The sequence below is a fragment of the Thermodesulfobacteriota bacterium genome (genome assembly GCA_040757775.1).
GTDB lineage: Bacteria > Desulfobacterota > UBA8473 > UBA8473 > UBA8473 > UBA8473.
This window is the reverse complement of the sequence record JBFLWQ010000020.1, coordinates 35,803-52,823: the sequence shown is the minus strand read 5'-3', so window position 1 is coordinate 52,823 and position 17,021 is coordinate 35,803. Positions and strand designations below refer to the sequence as shown.

The 17,021-nt window shown below is 42.2% G+C and carries 15 protein-coding genes; 10 read left to right on the top strand and 5 right to left on the bottom strand.

The window, feature by feature from the left end:
• Positions 1–73 precede the first annotated feature (73 nt).
• On the bottom strand, positions 74–412 hold the full coding sequence (locus tag AB1401_11880; GenBank protein MEW6616143.1) for a phosphomannose isomerase type II C-terminal cupin domain: 339 nt from the start codon (positions 410–412) through the stop codon (positions 74–76).
• A gap of 656 nt (positions 413–1,068) precedes the next feature.
• On the opposite strand from AB1401_11880, the gene AB1401_11875 reads away from it, so the two are divergent.
• The 6 genes from AB1401_11875 (at position 1,069) to AB1401_11850 (ending at position 7,698) form a co-directional block, all read left to right on the top strand.
• On the top strand, positions 1,069–1,677 hold the full coding sequence (locus AB1401_11875) for an HAD family phosphatase (protein ID MEW6616142.1): 609 nt from the start codon (positions 1,069–1,071) through the stop codon (positions 1,675–1,677).
• Positions 1,678–1,752: 75 nt separating this feature from the next.
• Positions 1,753–2,388, top strand: coding sequence for a pyrimidine 5'-nucleotidase (locus tag AB1401_11870; GenBank protein MEW6616141.1), 636 nt, complete (start codon positions 1,753–1,755; stop codon positions 2,386–2,388).
• Between the two features lie 10 nt (positions 2,389–2,398).
• On the top strand, positions 2,399–3,187 hold the full coding sequence (locus AB1401_11865) for an SAM-dependent chlorinase/fluorinase (protein ID MEW6616140.1): 789 nt from the start codon (positions 2,399–2,401) through the stop codon (positions 3,185–3,187).
• Between the two features lie 129 nt (positions 3,188–3,316).
• Complete coding sequence (locus AB1401_11860; protein MEW6616139.1) at positions 3,317–5,062, top strand: ArsB/NhaD family transporter; 1,746 nt, start codon at positions 3,317–3,319, stop codon at positions 5,060–5,062.
• Positions 5,063–5,083: 21 nt separating this feature from the next.
• Entirely contained in the window at positions 5,084–6,025 is a 942-nt protein-coding gene (locus AB1401_11855) for a universal stress protein (protein MEW6616138.1), read from the top strand.
• Between the two features lie 395 nt (positions 6,026–6,420).
• Complete coding sequence (locus AB1401_11850; protein MEW6616137.1) at positions 6,421–7,698, top strand: CNNM domain-containing protein; 1,278 nt, start codon at positions 6,421–6,423, stop codon at positions 7,696–7,698.
• Positions 7,699–7,706: 8 nt separating this feature from the next.
• On the opposite strand, the gene AB1401_11845 is transcribed toward AB1401_11850, so the two are convergent.
• The 3 genes from AB1401_11845 to vorB are packed head-to-tail and all read right to left on the bottom strand — an operon-like array spanning position 7,707 to position 10,148.
• The gene (locus tag AB1401_11845) at positions 7,707–8,279 is read right to left on the bottom strand and encodes a 2-oxoacid:acceptor oxidoreductase family protein (GenBank protein ID MEW6616136.1); all 573 of its coding nucleotides are present in this window, start codon (positions 8,277–8,279) and stop codon (positions 7,707–7,709) included.
• 16 nt (positions 8,280–8,295) lie between these two features.
• Entirely contained in the window at positions 8,296–9,075 is a 780-nt protein-coding gene (locus AB1401_11840) for a thiamine pyrophosphate-dependent enzyme (protein ID MEW6616135.1), read from the bottom strand.
• Positions 9,072–10,148, bottom strand: a complete 1,077-nt coding sequence (gene vorB, locus AB1401_11835) for a 3-methyl-2-oxobutanoate dehydrogenase subunit VorB (protein MEW6616134.1) — start codon at positions 10,146–10,148, stop codon at positions 9,072–9,074. The genes AB1401_11840 and vorB overlap by 4 nt, the downstream gene beginning before the upstream one ends.
• Positions 10,149–10,421: 273 nt before the next feature.
• On the opposite strand from vorB, the gene ispG reads away from it, so the two are divergent.
• Together ispG and AB1401_11825 are read left to right on the top strand one after the other, a co-directional pair.
• Positions 10,422–11,483, top strand: a complete 1,062-nt coding sequence (ispG, locus tag AB1401_11830; GenBank protein ID MEW6616133.1) for a flavodoxin-dependent (E)-4-hydroxy-3-methylbut-2-enyl-diphosphate synthase — start codon at positions 10,422–10,424, stop codon at positions 11,481–11,483.
• A 34-nt stretch (positions 11,484–11,517) separates the two neighbouring features.
• Positions 11,518–13,230, top strand: a complete 1,713-nt coding sequence (locus AB1401_11825; protein ID MEW6616132.1) for a proline--tRNA ligase — start codon at positions 11,518–11,520, stop codon at positions 13,228–13,230.
• Between the two features lie 9 nt (positions 13,231–13,239).
• Here AB1401_11825 and AB1401_11820 read toward each other — a convergent pair whose 3' ends face one another.
• On the bottom strand, positions 13,240–14,241 hold the full coding sequence (locus tag AB1401_11820; protein ID MEW6616131.1) for an NlpC/P60 family protein: 1,002 nt from the start codon (positions 14,239–14,241) through the stop codon (positions 13,240–13,242).
• Positions 14,242–14,884: 643 nt separating this feature from the next.
• Between AB1401_11820 and AB1401_11815 the strand changes: the two genes are divergently transcribed.
• Both AB1401_11815 and AB1401_11810 read left to right on the top strand, forming a co-directional pair.
• Entirely contained in the window at positions 14,885–16,561 is a 1,677-nt protein-coding gene (locus AB1401_11815) for a methylmalonyl-CoA mutase family protein (protein MEW6616130.1), read from the top strand.
• Positions 16,562–16,608: 47 nt separating this feature from the next.
• Positions 16,609–17,016, top strand: coding sequence for a cobalamin B12-binding domain-containing protein (locus AB1401_11810; protein ID MEW6616129.1), 408 nt, complete (start codon positions 16,609–16,611; stop codon positions 17,014–17,016).
• Positions 17,017–17,021 lie beyond the last annotated feature (5 nt).

The following is a 17,021-nucleotide window of genomic DNA, read 5'->3' as shown; positions in this document are numbered from 1 at the left end:
TCAATAGTCATTCCTGCGAATCCCGTATCAAGTACGGGGCAAGCGCAGGAATCCAGAAAACTAAAAGAATAGCTTAGACCCTGCCATAATCGTCCTCCGATCTCTCGATGTCGTCCTCGCCGATGTAGTCTCCTGTTTGAACCTCGATAAAAACCAGGTTATCTTCACCGTGGTTTTTGATCCTGTGCCATGATCCTGATGGCACGTCTATGGACATGCCAGTTGTCAATTCAATTTCCTTGCCGTTTTTCGTCAATATGGCGCATCCCTTTAAAACATACCAGTGTTCGGAGCGATGAAAGTGGCGCTGATAACTCAAGCGTTGGCTAGGATAAACAGTTATCCTCTTTATTTTGTGGTCAGGCATGTCGGACAGGATTTGATAAAATCCCCAAGGGCGATATGTATTCAATTACACTCCATCTGATTATGTTCTTTCAACGATTTTAGCATATCTGATATGTGGGTCTTGGCAAGGGCAAGACACTTATACTTGTAACTATAGCATACGTTACATCATGTACAAGAAAAAAATTAATTGCGAGAAATTATCTTGCCTTTTCTGAAGAAATATGCAAAATAATGGCACGAATGATCCAGTAAAAACTCGTAATTCCCGCGAAGAGACTATATCACAATTCTCTTTTTTGTCATTTCGAGCAATCCGAGAAATCTTAATGATTAATAAAATTAGCATGTTAAGATTCCTCACATTCGTTCGGAATTACTGGAGGTGTCTTTTGGGACTTTTACAAAGTTGATGGTCTCGTAAAAAGTGCCAAAGACACCTTTCTTGTCATTCCCGCGGAAGCGGGAATCCAGTAAAATCAATTAGTTCTGGACTCCCGTTTTCACGGGAGTGATGGTTTTATGACTTTTTACGAGTTCATCAAAGTTGTTAAGATTGAATAATTGTTAGAAACCAAAAAGCGATATACAGGAGGGTTGCAAGATTATGTCAAAATCAAGACATATGGCTAAAGTTAAAGATAGAAATCGGAGGAAAAACAGAATTGCCAGATTATCCCGACGTGTAAACAGGCAGAAGACAAAGAATAAGTAAATTAAATGATAAAGACCGTTATATTTGATTTAGGTAATGTCGTCCTTAGTTTTGATCATATGTTGATCTGTGAGGGGATAGCCAGATATTCAAAATACTCCAGCAATGATGTATATCAACTTGGTTTTAACTCAGAAATATTTGAGCTGTACGATAAGGGCAAGGTTAAATCAGGAGATTTATTCCAGTGGGTATTGAGAAGGTTCGATATTAATATTTCTTATGATATGTTTAAGAGTGTCTGGTCAGACATCTTTTCTTTAAATGACTCTGTTGCGACAGTATTGTCGGCATTAAAAAATAATGGTTACTACCTGATATTGGTTTCTAATACGAATGAGCTGCACTTTGATTTTATAAGAGAGAATTTCAAAGTAATAGAGCTGTTTGATGACCTTGTTCTGTCATATAGGATCGGGTATTCGAAGCCCCATAAAGAAATATTTAGAGAGGCATTGAAAAGGGCAGGCTCGTCCCCGGAAGACTGTGTGTATATAGATGACAGAGAAGAGTTTTGCAGGGCAGCCGAAGCTCTGGGCATTAACAGTATTGTTTACAGATCGATAGGACAATTGATAAAAGGGTTGAAAGAACTAGGGGTGGATTGTTCTTGACAGTACAATTGTTTATCTGGTCTGTGACGCTAGCCTCTGCAAGAGGCTTTTTTATAATAATAAGATGTATTTTTTATGAAGTACGTAATCTTCGATCTTGATAATACCCTGTACCCAAAAGAACTGGGGCTGTTCAAATTAGTAGATCAAAGAATAAACGACTATATGAGGATAAAGTTGGGTATAGGTTATGATCTGGTAGAGAACCTTCGATTGAAATACATGGATCAATATGGTACTACCCTTGGAGGGCTAATCATTCATCATAAGGTGGACCCGGATCAATACCTCCATTATGTCCATGACATAGCTTTAGAAGAGCTGTTGTCAACTAATTTTGAGTTGCGCAAACTACTGGAACGTATAGTATTAGATAAGGTTATCTTTACCAATGGATCTTTCAGCTATGCTATAAGGGTCTTAAAAATCCTGGGGGTAGACAAATATTTCTCTCAAATATTTGACATTAAATTTATGGGTTATCTGGCAAAACCCAATCTCTGGTCATATAAGAAGGTGTTGGATGCTTTAGGAGTAGAGGGTAGGGATTGTTTGATAGTGGAGGATTTGACTAAGAATCTGCTTCCTGCTAAAAAACTGGGCATGACAACAGTTCTTGTTGGAAAAGAAGATACTGCTGGTGCGGACTTTATAATTGAAGATATATTTGGCATGGATAGGGTGCTTGGCGAGATAGGGTTAAGCCATTAGGTTTAAAGAGATGGACAGAGGGGTTATTACCCTTATAACAGATTTCGGGACCAGGGATGGCTACGTAGGTACGATGAAAGGGGTAATTTTAAAGATAAACCCTTTGGTGAGGTTGGTTGATATTACCCATGATATATCACCTCAGGATATTTTCGAGGCAGGCTTTATCTTGAAAAACTCATACAGGTATTTTCCAGATAAGTCAATCCATCTGGTTGTAGTTGACCCGGGGGTTGGGAGCAAGAGGAGGGCAATTATTATAGAGGCTGGCAACCATTTTTTCATCGGTCCTGATAACGGCGTTTTTACCTTTATATATGAGTCTGAAAAGATAAAAAAGGTTGTTGAGTTGACGAACAAGAAATACTTTCTTCCATATATAAGCAACACCTTTCATGGTCGTGACATATTCGCACCAGCCGCTGCATACCTGTCTAAGGGGGCTCCTTTTGAGGAATTTGGGGAAATCTGCAATGATGTTGTAAGGTTTGATATACCGGAACCTGAGACAGAAAAAGGCATAATCAAGGGAGTAGTGCTTCATGTAGATAGGTTTGGTAATCTTATATCCAATATACCTGAGGTTTTATTCAGAGAGTTGGTAGGAAAGGGGATGTATGAGATATCTATTGCCGGGGAGGTATTAGGGGATATTAAAGAGTCGTATTCTGAGGCGAAAGAAGAACAGGCTCTTGCCCTTTTTGGAAGCTCTGGCTACCTGGAGATATCTGTAAGAGGTCGAAATGCTCAAGAAAAGCTCAAGGTGAATAAGGGAAGCGAGATTAAAGTTGTTTATTAATAAACAGGATTAACTATTGATAAATTCAACTTAAATTAGATTTGACAAATAGACTTGAAACTTTAAAGTTATCACACTTAAATATAACACCTCTTGCTTAGAGGTCAAGATTTATACCAGGGGGATTCTATGAAAAAACATATTCTCGTAGTTTTGCATGTAGTTTTAGTGACATTATGCCTCTTTTCTGGGAGCCGGTCCTTTGCCTCTGAAGAAGCGGTTGGAGTTGATGGATTCTTTATCTCGGGCACTGTCGTTGATTCTCATGAGGAGCCTGTCAGGGAGGCACATGTCAGGGTTATCGTAGATGGGCAGTCACAGAAGGTCATGGTAGAGCATAAGTGGAAGGAGGAGACAGAGACATCCTCTCACGGTACCTATCAGGCTGAGTTTAAACTTCCCCGGTATAAGATTGATTCAGCCCGTATTCAACTCGAAATCTCCAAACCGAGCTATCGGAGAGCGGTTGTAGAATTAAATAAAGGAGACCTTGCCCAGAAAGGTCAGGGCTTTTATGCACTAAGGGACGTGAAGATGTTACGAATCCTTGGACCTGCCTTTTATATAGCAACTGTCATTTTTCTCCTTGCATATATTGCGATCTCTTTCGAACTTCTACACAGAACCATAGCCTCCATGATAGGGGCAGCCGTTATGCTTCTTGTTACCTATACCGTGGGGACACTTGTCCCTGATTATCAGATTATCTCATTTGAAAGGGCAATTCATGCCATAGATATGAATGTGATCTTTCTGCTAATGGGGATGATGATCATCGTCGGTGTCCTGAAGCACACAGGTGTCTTCCAGTGGTGTGCCTACATGTCCTTTAAACTTGCCAGGGGTAATATCTTTAACCTCTCCGTTATTTCGATGGTCTTTATTGCGATTACATCGGCATTCTTAGACAATGTGACGACAATGCTTCTCTATACCCCTGTGCTTATTCAGATTGCCCTTGTTTTGAAGATTTCACCTCTGACTCTCTTAATCCCAGGTATTATGGCATCAAATGTAGGTGGTACTGCTACCCTGATAGGCGACCCTCCTAATATCATGATCGGCTCCTATACAGGGCTTACATTCATGCAGTTTGTGTCTAACCTAACGATAGTATGTGCCATAGCGATGGTGGCTCTTGTTATCTATAACAAGTTTTTTTACGGCAAGGATTATGCTGAGGCCAAGGTTAAGGATGTTGACGGGTTAATTGCCTCCCTGAAGGAAGAGTACAAGATCACGGATAAGACCCTCCTTGGATATGGATTATTTATTATGGGGCTGGTGGTCACCTTCTTTGTCACCCATGGATACTGGCATATGGAGGTCAGTATCCCGGCGCTCTTTGGTGCCGGTCTCCTCTTTACTTACGGCATATTGACTAAAAAGGTTAAGATGTTAGAGCTTATCGAGAAGGATATTGAATGGACGACCCTTCTCTTCTTCATCTTCCTTTTCATCGTGGTAGGTGCAGTAGAGGAGACAGGGCTGCTTGCCCTGATAGCAGACTGGGTATTACACCTCTCTCATGGCAACCTGATTGCTGCCATCTGTCTGATTCTGTGGGTATCAGCTATCATGAGTGCCTTTGTAGACAACATTCCCTTTACTGCTACAATGCTTCCCATTACCGCATATCTGACAAAGGTAATTCCCGGGGCAGCAGATTCCAATGTACTATGGTGGGCACTGGCACTGGGGGCGTGTTTAGGGGGAAATGGGACGATGATCGGGGCAAGTGCAAATGTAGTTACCATTGGTATTGCAGAGGCAGCAGGCTATCCGATAAAGTTCTTTGCCTTCATGAAGTATGCCTTTGCCTATATGCTCATCAGCGTTGCCATCGCTAATGTATGGTTACTTATTTTTTATTAACAACTAAAAGAGGAAATCACAATGAAACAACAGAATTTAACAACAAAGATACTTCTTCCAATAGATGGAAGTGAGAATTCCCGGCGGGCTTTAAAATTTGCCGGGCAGTTAGGGTCATCCCTGGGTAAGAGCCTTTCAGGTATTACCCTGTTTCATGTAGCCGCCGGAGGCTACATGTCCCATCACTTGGGGTATATTGACTTTTGGGCGATGGACCTCACGCAGTCAGAGGCATTCCAGAAGCAGTACTTTAATGAAAAGGTCAAGCCTTTATTAGAAGAAGGGGAAAGGATCCTGAAAGAATCTGGCATCAAAGTCGAGATCGAAAAGCAGGTAGCAGACGGGGACCCTGCCCGGGAAATCGTGCAATTAGCCAACAAAGAAAATTTCTCGACCATTATCATGGCAAGGAGGGGGCTCTCAGAAATAAAGGGATTCTTTCTGGGCAGTGTCTCCAGTGGGGTGGTTCACACGGCAAGCAGGCAGACCGTGTATATAGTTGGCCATAAAGTTCTGGAGGACAATAAATGTCCCATCCCCAGGATACTCATCCCTGTTGACGGTTCACCCTACTCCATGAAGGGAGTGGAACATGCCGTCTATCTGTCCAGCCGGTTAGAGGGTATCACTAAAATTACCCTCCTGAAGGTTATCAATCTGGCACTTTACATAGAAAGGCTTAAAGAAGGGGTAGACCATGAAGATGAGGCACAGAGAATATTGGAAGATGCCCGGACAGTTTTTCTCAGAGCAGGTATTTCGGAAGGACTTATTGATACCAGAGTAGAGATAGGAATACCATATGAGGAAATCCTTAGAGAGGCAGAGGAAGGGAACTACAACCTGATCATCATGGGTCGCAAGGGGCGTTCTGCCATTAAAGACTTGCTGCTGGGAGGGGTTAGTCCCACGGTGCTTCAACGGTGCCAGAATCCAACAGTTGCTATTGTGAGCGGTGAATAAATATTACGCTTTCCTTGACCCTATTTATGGCTCTCTCCTAGGATAAATTGGTGAGAGCTTTGAATAGGGATACTAATACTCCTGAATCTCCTTGAAAATACTAGCTACCTCTGATACACTTATCTTTACTTTCATGAGCGATTTTCCTCTCTTTTTAGATTTTGTGCTAAAACCCTTTTAAAGGAAAAACACCTTTTTCCTCCAACCTTTTAAGATTTATGGAAAATATTTACACACCCCCTACCCAAACCCTCCCCCTTGAAGGGAGAGGGCAGGGTGGGAGTGAAGCTGAAAATACGTTACCGAATTTATGAACCAGAGTACTTAGTGCATAAGGCAAAGACTTTTGCAGGTCTCTCAAAAATAACGATTAGAAGTTTCTAAGGGGAAATTAAATGGAAGGCATACAAGATTTGTATATGTACCTTTTGGTTGTTTTTTTTCTCATCTGTTCAGCCTTTTTTTCTGGAGCTGAGACAGCTTTCCTCTCATTGAGCAAGTTACGGGTGAAACAACTGGGAAAAGATAGGCCCAATATAGGGAAAGGGATTGAAAAAATATTGAAGGAGCCGGATCAGCTTATAGGCACTATCCTGGTAGGCAGTAATATAGTTAGTATTGCTGCTACGGCATTGGCTACAGCCATTGCCATCTCAGTATTCGGAGAAGAAGGGGTATTTATTGCAACTGTCTGTATGACTCTTCTCCTCTTGATCTTCGGTGAGATTACTCCCAAAACCTATGCAGCCTACAACGCCTTGAAATTTTCCTTGGTAGCCATCTATCCTGTCCGTTTTTTTACTGTTCTTTTTCATCCAATTGTATGGGTAATTTCAAAGATTTCCCATCTTCTATTGCTTATGATGGGCCAAAAGGGTAAATCACGCTGGTCGCCTATAACTGAAGAGGAAATCGAAACACTGATAGAGGCGGGTGAGGAAGAGGGAACCTTTGAACCCAGAAAGGGAAGAATGCTTGCGGGTATATTTGACTTAACCGATTTGACTGTTGAAGATTTAATGGTTCCTGTGAACGACATTGTTTCTATTGAAGTGAGTATGGGATTAAATGAAATTGAAAGAGTGATTACGGAAAATGTGTTTTCGCGGTACCCAGTTTACGAAAAGGATATAAACAATATTCTTGGCTACATTCATGTTAAAGATTTTTTTAAGGGGAAGAATAGACCTGATTTAGATATTAAGGATATTATCCGTCAACCTCTTTTCATCCCGGAGACAAAGGTCGTTTACGTCCAGCTTCTGGATTTTCAGAAAGAGAGGGCACACATGGCATTTGTTGTAGATGAATACGGGAACATAAGAGGTATCGTAACCATGGAGGACATCATAGAAGAGATTACAGGTGAGATATATGATGAATCTGATCTAATAAAGAGTCCCTACGTGTTACAGAAGGACGGTTCAATCCTTATTGAAAGTGACATAAAAATTAGGGATGTTAACAGGTTACTGACTATCTCTTTGCCGGAAGAGGACAATCCTACCTTGGGGGCTCTGATATTGAAGGAGATGGGTAGAATTCCTGAAGAGGGTGAAGAATTGACCATAGACCGCTACAGGATCAAGATATGTAAAGTTGAAGATCGCTCAATAGGAAGGGTACGGATTAAGAAAGAAGAGACAGAGGATTTAAATAACAGTGGGCTATAACAGCAAGCTTAAGCTCGCTGTTGAATGAGTTTCAGCCCTGCAAGAAAGGCTTCGTTACAGGCTGAAACTATTTTATGCTTCCCCTTTCCCGCGAATCTGGTCTTAATCTCCTGCAGGATTGACTCTTTTGATATCAGACCTGTTGCAGCTACATAGGCTCCGAGCATGACAAGATTGGCATTCATTATACTTCCCAGCTTTGTTGCCTCCTCCATTGCAGATACATACCTGACGTCCATATCATTTCTCTTTACTTTAGTTTCCTCATTTATACCTGTGGACTCTATCAACATCAAACCGCCAGGTTTAACCCTGTTTTCAAAATCCGGTATTCTCGAAGCCCCCAGAACCATTACACCGGAGCTTTTATATATTACAGGTGATGAAATTCTTTTATGTGAGAACATAATACAGCACTCGCTTTCACCCCCACGCATCATAGTTGCATAACTGGGAAACCACGCAACATTTTCAAACTCTTTAAGGGCAGCTTTAGCCAGTATGTCTCCTATGGTTACAATGCCCCATCCTCCAACCCCTGCTATAAGTAATTCTCCTTTACCATTCTGTCTATGCTCCATGTTTCCTCCTTATAAATCAATCTGTGGTAGAATCCACATTTTTAAATTCACCAAGGGGATACTCGGCCACAACCCTTCTTTCGATCCATTTCATTGCCTTAGATGGTTCCATGCGCCAATTAACCGGGCAAGAAGTTAATATTTCCAAAAAGCCGAGTCCAACTCCGTTTATCTGTTTTTGAAGTGCAAGTTTTGCGTATTTTTTGGTACGCTGATAGCTGGCAAAGTTGTGTACTGACCCCCGAGCACTATAGGCTACCCCCCTTATTGTGGCTAACATTTCCGGTACGTGAAGGGGATACCCATGGGTTATACCGTCCCTTCCCTGGGGAGTAGTTGTTGTTACCTGGTCGATCAGTGTTGTTGGCGCCATTTGCCCTCCAGTAGTTCCATAATTCGTATTATTGAGCATAAATATAGTAATCTTGTCTCCTCTGGCTGCGGAGTTAATCAGATAACCTGCACCTATGGCAGCACAATCGCCGTCGCCCTGGATAGTAAAGACAATAGCGTCATCATAGTTACCATGTTTTATACCGTTAGCGACAGAAGGGGATGGACCGTGGGAACAGAGGGTCCAATCAATTTTTGTTGTGAAGAATTTCATACCAGCACAACCAACACCTATAACGCATACTGCCTTTTCAATTATCCCCAGTTCCTCAAGGGCTTCCATGACAATTTTACCTGCAAGGGGGGAACCGCAACCCGGGCAGGATGGTAGCGGAAGGTTCAAGGTATAATCAGACGGACCATAAATCTTCTCCTTCTTCAAGGAAACACTTTTTTCGTTCATATTAATTTTTTAACCTCCTCAAAGATAGTCTCTGGGAAGATCATCCCCAATTCTCCATCAACATGCCTGGAAGGCATCCCTAAAAACGAAACGCGGCTTTTATTCTCAACACCCAGCCATACATCCTCCAATAGCTGGCCCATGCTGTCTTCAACAGCGAGGAATCTGCATCCCCGTGAGGCCTTTTGTGCCAGTATTTCATATGGAAATGGCCAAAGGGTTATGGGCTGGATCAGACCTGCTTTTAATCCGTTGCTGCGAGCCATATTTACAGCTTCCTCACAGCAACGGGCCACGTACCCATAAGATATTAGGAGCAATTCAGCATCTTCTGCCTGATAAGTTCGATACCTTACTTCAGATTCAGTTATCTTCTTATATTTTTCGTGAATCTGTTCAACGATGGTTTTGTAAACGGGGGGTATTAGTCCCCTTGTTGAATGGATATGATCACATCTGCCGCCTTTCTTGTCTATACCTTTCAATGCCCAGTCCTTTGGAGGTAATGGGCCGAAATCCAGAGGTTTTACATTGATATACTCGGCTATCTGGATAAGTATACCGTCTGCCAAAACTACTGTAAGGATGCGATACTTATCTGCCAGGTAAAAGGCAAGCTGCATTAAGTCATGGCATTCCTGAACCGATGAAGGGGCGAGAACAATGCTCTTATACCCTCCCTGTCCGCCTCCTCGTGTAGCTGACAGATAATCGGTCTGGGCGTGACGGGTGGTGCCCTGACCAGGCCCCCCTCTTTGAACATTCACTACAACGCAGGGTAATTCACAAAAACTTATATGGGATAGTATCTCCTGCATCAATCCCCAACCAGGGCTGGCTGTAGATGTCATCACCCTGACCCCCGCAGTAGCAGCTCCAAAGACCATAGAGGCAGATGATGATTCACTCTCAGCCTGTACAAAACGCCCGCCTAATTTTGGTAATTCACGGGCAAAAAACTCCGTTATCTCGTTTTGCGGCGTAATAGGATAACCAAAGAAATGCAGACATCCCGCATTCAAAGCTCCACGTCCTACAGCCTCGTAGCCATGAATAAACAACTTTTCCCCCATATTTGCCCCCTTCAATGCGTTAAAAGAAAAATTGCAGCAATTTCAAGAAGTTTCGATTTGCGTACTTTCCAAGTATTAAGAGATGTCATTCCGCATCATTTGCAGAATAATATTGTATTTGAACATAGTTTGAAATGTTTCCATTGTCAATACAGAAAATTATAAAAATCTTTTCCCCTTGACTTCACCTTTCACGGGATGCTATATTTTTAGAGGATTTAACAGGAGTTACTGTTAAAGATCAGATACTATTTTTTCTGCTGGGAATGAGTTATGAAAAGGAGAAAGACCAGACAGATTTCAATAGGCAATGTTAAAATAGGCGGTAGTGCTCCCATTTCGGTTCAATCCATGACCAATACCGATACCAGGGATTACCTGTCTACCATCTCCCAGATCCATCGATTGGAATCAGTAGGGTGTGAGATCATAAGGGTTGCTGTTCCAGATATGGAAGCAGCGGAGAAACTGGGTGAAATAAAAAAGGGTATAAGTATCCCTCTCATAGCTGACATCCATTTTGACTATAGATTGGCACTTAGGGCTGTTGAGGAAGGAGTAGATGGTTTAAGGATCAATCCTGGAAATATTGGTGGCAAGGTAAAGATTAAGTCTGTGGTGGAGGCGGCTAAAGAAAGAAAAATACCAATAAGAATAGGGGTCAATTCTGGCTCCATAGAAAAAAAGCTCCTTTCCAAGTATGGTCATCCTACTCCTGATGCCATGGTTGAAAGTGCACTAAGCAATATTGCTATTCTTGAATCTTTGAACTTCCATGATATTAAGGTTTCTTTAAAGGCATCTAATGTCCTTGATACTATTGAGGCTTATAGATTAATCTCAGAAAAGGTTGACTATCCACTTCATGTAGGTATTACAGAGGCAGGGACATCCTTTTCTGGAACAATAAAGTCATCTGTGGGGATTGGTATCCTTCTGAATGAAGGAATAGGGGATACTATTCGTGTATCATTAACTGCTGATCCTGTGGAAGAAGTCCGAGCTGGATATGAGATTCTCAAAGCATTGGGACTCCGTTACCGCGGCATAAACCTCATATCATGTCCTACTTGTGGCAGGTGTGAGATTGACCTGATAGAGCTAACCAATGAGGTAGAAGTGAGACTAGCCCATATTTCCGTGCCTTTGAATGTAGCCATTATGGGCTGTGTAGTCAATGGGCCTGGTGAGGCTGAGGAGGCAGAGATAGGGATTGCCGGTGGTAAAGGAGTGGGTCTCTTATTTAAGAAGGGTAGGGTGGTTAAAAAGCTTAAAGAAAAAGAGCTTGCAGATGTGCTTGTAAAAGAGGTAGAAGAAATGGTTAAGGATCTTTAACGGAAACAGTGAAGGGACATTCAGGGAAGGGACTATGCGTTATTCGAGGATGTTAATTCCAACTTTAAAAGAAGACCCGGCTGAGGCTGAGGTGATAAGCCATAAACTGATGCTTCGGGCTGGCATGATTCGGAAACTGGCAGCAGGTATTTACTCGTATCTGCCACTTGCAATAAGGACATTCAGTAAGGTGGAACAGATAATCCGGGAAGAGATGAACAGGGCAGGGGCTCAAGAAGTAACCCTTCCCGGGGTTCAGCCTTCTGACATTTGGCAGGAGAGCGGAAGATGGGACATCTACGGGAAGGAACTCTTGAGGTTCAGAGATCGCAATGACCGTGATTTCTGTCTGGGGCCTACCCATGAAGAGGTAATTACTGATTTGGTCAGAAGGGAGATTAAGTCTTACCGTCAATTGCCCTTGATCCTGTACCAGATTCAAACCAAGTTTCGTGATGAGGTACGCCCACGTTTCGGATTAATGAGGGGCAGAGAGTTTACCATGAAGGATGCCTACAGCTTTGATGTCGATGAAGCTAGTGCGGAAGAGAGTTATAACCGGATATTTCAGGCATATAATCAAATATTTGAGAGATGTGGACTGGAATTTAGGGCAGTAGAGGCAGATTCCGGGGCAATCGGTGGAAGCTTTTCCCATGAATTTATGGTTATGGCAGACTACGGGGAAAGTGCAATTGTGAGTTGTTGTTCCTGCAGTTACGCTGCAAATGTGGAGAAGGCAGAGGCGAGACACTCAAACCCCGGTATTCAGGAGAGAGAATCAGCACTTCCAGTGAATATCCAGAAGGTTCACACTCCGGACATGAAGACAGTAGAAGAGGTTACGGGTTTCTTAAAGGTAACCCCCAAAGACCTTGTTAAAACCCTTATATATGAAACCGATAAAGGGGCTGTTGCTGTACTGGTCAGAGGGGATCATGAGGTCAACGAGGTTAAGGTGAAAAACTTACTTGACTGTAGTTACCTGAACCTTGCCCAGGATGAAAGAATCAGGGAAATAACCCGTGCTCCAATAGGGTTCGCTGGACCTGTGGGTTTGAGGACAAGGATAGTTGCCGATAACGCCGTTTCTGAGATGTCCAATTTTGTCACAGGAGGAAATGAAAAGGATACACACCTGATCAATGTAAATCTTAGGGATTTCAAAGTCGACAACTTTGCTGACCTAAGAGTGATAAATAAAGATGATCCATGTCCCAGATGTAATGGGAAGCTGAGATTTAGCAGAGGAATTGAGGTAGGGCACGTCTTTAAGCTAGGCACCAAATACAGTGAGGCTCTGGGGGCAACCTATCTTGACGCTCATGGGAGGGAGCAGTTGATTGTAATGGGTTGCTACGGTATTGGAGTGGGAAGGACAGTGGCTGCTGCTATTGAACAGAATCACGATGAGAATGGCATTATCTTCCCGATGCCTATAGCCCCTTTTCTGGTGTCAATTCTACCTGTCAACATCAATCAAAAAGAAGTAAGGGATGCATCCGAAGCCATATACCTCTCCATCAGTGAGAAGGGTTACGATGTGCTATTTGATGATCGAGAAGAGAGTCCCGGGATAAAATTTAAAGATGCTGACCTTATAGGCATACCCATTCGTCTGACTGTTAGCAGCAGAACACTTAAAAACGATATGGTGGAAATGAAGCTAAGAAAGACGGGAGAGGTTATTATGGTTAAGAGGGGGGAGGTTGTGGATGAGGTGGTCAAACGTCTTAATGGAGAGTAGTAAAGTTAGTTATCCTTCTTCATCAAGTTTTTCTTGGTCGTTTTTTTCCTCGATAACCTTTTTCCCTCCAATAAATCTTTTCATATAGTACGGGGTTTCCAGACTATCAATTGTGACCTTCTTGTCTATTGATGATGCATGTATAAACAGGTTGTCACCGAGATAAATCCCCACATGTGAAGGAAAGGATGCATATGTCCTGAAAAATACGAGATCGCCTACAGAGAGCTCTTCTTTAACAACAGAATTTCCTTCGGAAAATTGCTCTCTTGCAGAGCGGGGAAGGTTTATATCGATCATGCCATAAACCTTCTTAACGAATGCTGAACAGTCGATACCATTAAGACTGTTTCCACCGAACCTGTAAGGTATGTTAAGAAATTTTTTTGCAATGAGCGTAACTTTCTTCTCGAGACTATATTTTTCTGATTCTAATACCCCTTCTATCTCTTCGTCAGTATGTGCCTGCAAGAGGGGTATCTCATTGGTTTTTGTTTTTACCGGCTCCGCTTTTTGTTCCAAAAGGATTTTTGACCCTGGTTTTAATCGGTCTGTTTTAAGATTGTTGATACCCTTTAATTCATCAGCGTCAATGTTAAACCTTTTTGCAATCTTCCATATGCTGTCCCCTCGTTTTACAGTGTAAGTCTTTATTTTGCTTCCAGCGTAAGTGTTTGCTTTGCTTCGTTTTAAAACAATCCTTTGCCCGATTTTTATCTTTGTTGACCTGAGATTATTGATTTCTTTGAGTTCACTTACTGATAGAGAGTACTTTTTTGATAAAGAGAGTAAAGTATCGCCCTTTTTTGCTTTGTGAAATGTGGTATTAAGGGGGAGGGAGGCAGGATTATGCTTATTTTTATTCTTTCGATGAGTTTGTTTTTTATTCTTTTTGGCTATTTTTTGTGGGTTATTGCCTTCTTTTATATAGGTTACATTGGCATGAACGTTAACTGAGATAAAGATTATTATAAATATAAGTATCGCGGTAAAAGCATAATATCTTCTCATACTCAGTTTAACCTCCCTCCTGGAATCGAACTGCCTCTGTCTGTATAAAGTCTTTAAAAATCGGCTACTCCGTAAGATTCCTTAAACCAAAATATTGCAAAACTCTCTTTGTTAGACACTAGGAAAGACTTTTTTAAAGAAATAATTTTGGTCGCGCTGTAAGAATTAGCCCCCCTGATTATAAGCCGTTTGTACGCTATCCTGGAAAGGGCAGTGAGGATCAAAAGACTGGTATTAAGAGTTTGCTCGTGTTCGAGATATATGAATTGAAACTTCTCTACCATGGATGTATCCAATTGTCAAGGAAAAAAAACAGAAAAAAATTATTCTATTCATAACGCCTCTGTCCTTGAGATTTTACATAAAGGCATAAGCTTATATGCCAGGACTTTTCCCCTTGACTTCGCCTCTTGCGGGATGGTATATTTTAGCGTATTTAATGAATCGTACTACTATAGGGAACGGCTTAAATAAGGTTAACATGTAAAAATGTTACTCCGAACCTTGCTCTGTCATTCCGAGCGACGCGAGGAATCTTAGATTTCTCCCTTTGGTCGAAATGACAATTTACTTATATCGTTTACTATAGTTATTACTGATTGCCGATCGTTTAAACGTTTACAAAGATTAAAGGAGATAGAGAATGTTTAAGGAAGATGAAATAATAGAGATTAAAAAGGATAGGGGAAAATGGGAAGAGAAACTTGAGAAGAGTCTAACCAAGGCTCCTGAAATAAAGGAGAGGTTTTCTACTGTTTCTGATATGGAGATAGGCAGACTCTATACTCCCGAAGACATTCTGGGATTTGATTTCCAAAGGGATCTGAATTTCCCGGGAGAGTATCCATTTACACGAGGGGTTCAACCTTCAATGTACAGAGGAAGACACTGGACTATGAGGATGTTTTCTGGTTTTGGGTCTGCTGAGGATACCAATAAGAGATACCACTATCTGCTATCTCAGGGACAAACAGGTCTCAGTGTTGCGTTTCACATGCCTACCCTCATGGGATATGATTCAGACTCTCCTCTGGCAAGGGGTGAGGTGGGCAAATGCGGAGTTGCCATCGATACTTTGAAGGATATGGAGATCCTGTTCCATGGGATCCCCCTGGACAAGGTTACTACCTCCATGACTATAAATCCCCCTGCTGCCATTCTCCTGGCAATGTATATAGCTGTTGCGGAAAAACAAGGGGTAAGCAAGAAACAGGTTGGTGGAACCATTCAGAATGACATGCTGAAGGAGTTTATAGCCCAAAAGACCTTCATGTGTCCTCCTAAACCTTCAGTGAGGGTTATAGTAGATACTATTGAGTACTGTACAAAAGAGGTTCCGCGCTGGAATACCATAAGCATTAGCGGATACCATATCAGAGAGGCAGGGTCGACTGCGGTACAGGAGTTAGCTTTTACCCTGGCTGATGGGATAGGTTATGTACAGGCAGCCATTGAAAGAGGACTGGACGTGGACAGCTTTGCCTCCAGGCTTTCTTTCTTCTTTAATGCCCATATAGATTTTTTTGAAGAAATAGCCAAATACCGTGCTGCCAGGAGAATCTGGGCAAGAGTGATGAAGGAAAGATTTAGAGCAAAGGACCCTCGTTCATGGCTATTGCGATTTCACACGCAAACGGCAGGATGTTCTCTAAGTGCCCAGCAGCCTTACAATAACGTGGTAAGGACTGCTTTTGAAGCCCTGGCAGCAGTTTTGGGAGGTACCCAATCATTACATACCAATTCCCTGGATGAAGTACTGGCTTTACCAACTGAGCAGTCAGCAACTATCGCACTACGAACCCAACAGATCATTGCCGAAGAAACAGGGGTAGCAAATACTATTGACCCCCTGGGTGGTTCTTACTTTGTGGAATCCCTAACCAACAGGATGGAAGAAGAGGCAATGGAATATATAAACAAGATTGATGAGATGGGAGGGATTATTGAAGCCATTGAAAGAGGTTATCCACAAAATGAAATAGCCAAGGCTGCATACCATTATCAACAACAGCTTGATAGAGAAGAAAAGACAATGGTTGGTGTTAACAGGTATGTGATGGAAGAGACTATTCCTATCGAAACACTTAAGATATCGCCGGATCTGGAGGAAAAACAGATAGCCAGAACAAGGAACATAAAGGAAAGTCGAGATAACAATAAGGTGAATTCCTGTTTAGATAATATCCGGAGTGCCTGTGAAGGCAATGGGAATGTGATGCCTCCTATACTTGATGCAGTTAAAGAATACGCCACATTGCAGGAGATATGCGATGTGTTTAGGGAAGTCTTTGGAGTACATCGTGATCCTGGGATGTTTTAAATCCCGTTGGAGATTTATCTCAAAAGAGGATAAATACAGGAGGGAAAATGGATTCTGATGTGAGAGTGAGGATAATGATTGCGAAACCTGGACTGGACGGACATGATCGGGGTGCAAAGATAATTGCTAGAGGGCTTAGGGATGCTGGATTTGAGGTGATATATACAGGTCTGCATCAAACCCCTGAACAGATTGTAAATGCTGCCATTCAGGAGGATGTGGATGCCATTGGGCTTAGCAGTTTAGCAGGGGCACATAAGCATTTGTTCTTACAGGTACTCAAACTGTTGGAGAAAAATGTGGCAGGTGATATAATAGTTTTTGGAGGGGGTATTATCCCCGATGAGGACATTCCTGAACTCATAGGGATCGGGATAAGGGCAGTCTTCCGGCCTGGAACCAAGATTGAAGACGCCGTTAACTGGGTTAAAACCAATGTTAGGCAAAGAAGATAAGAGGG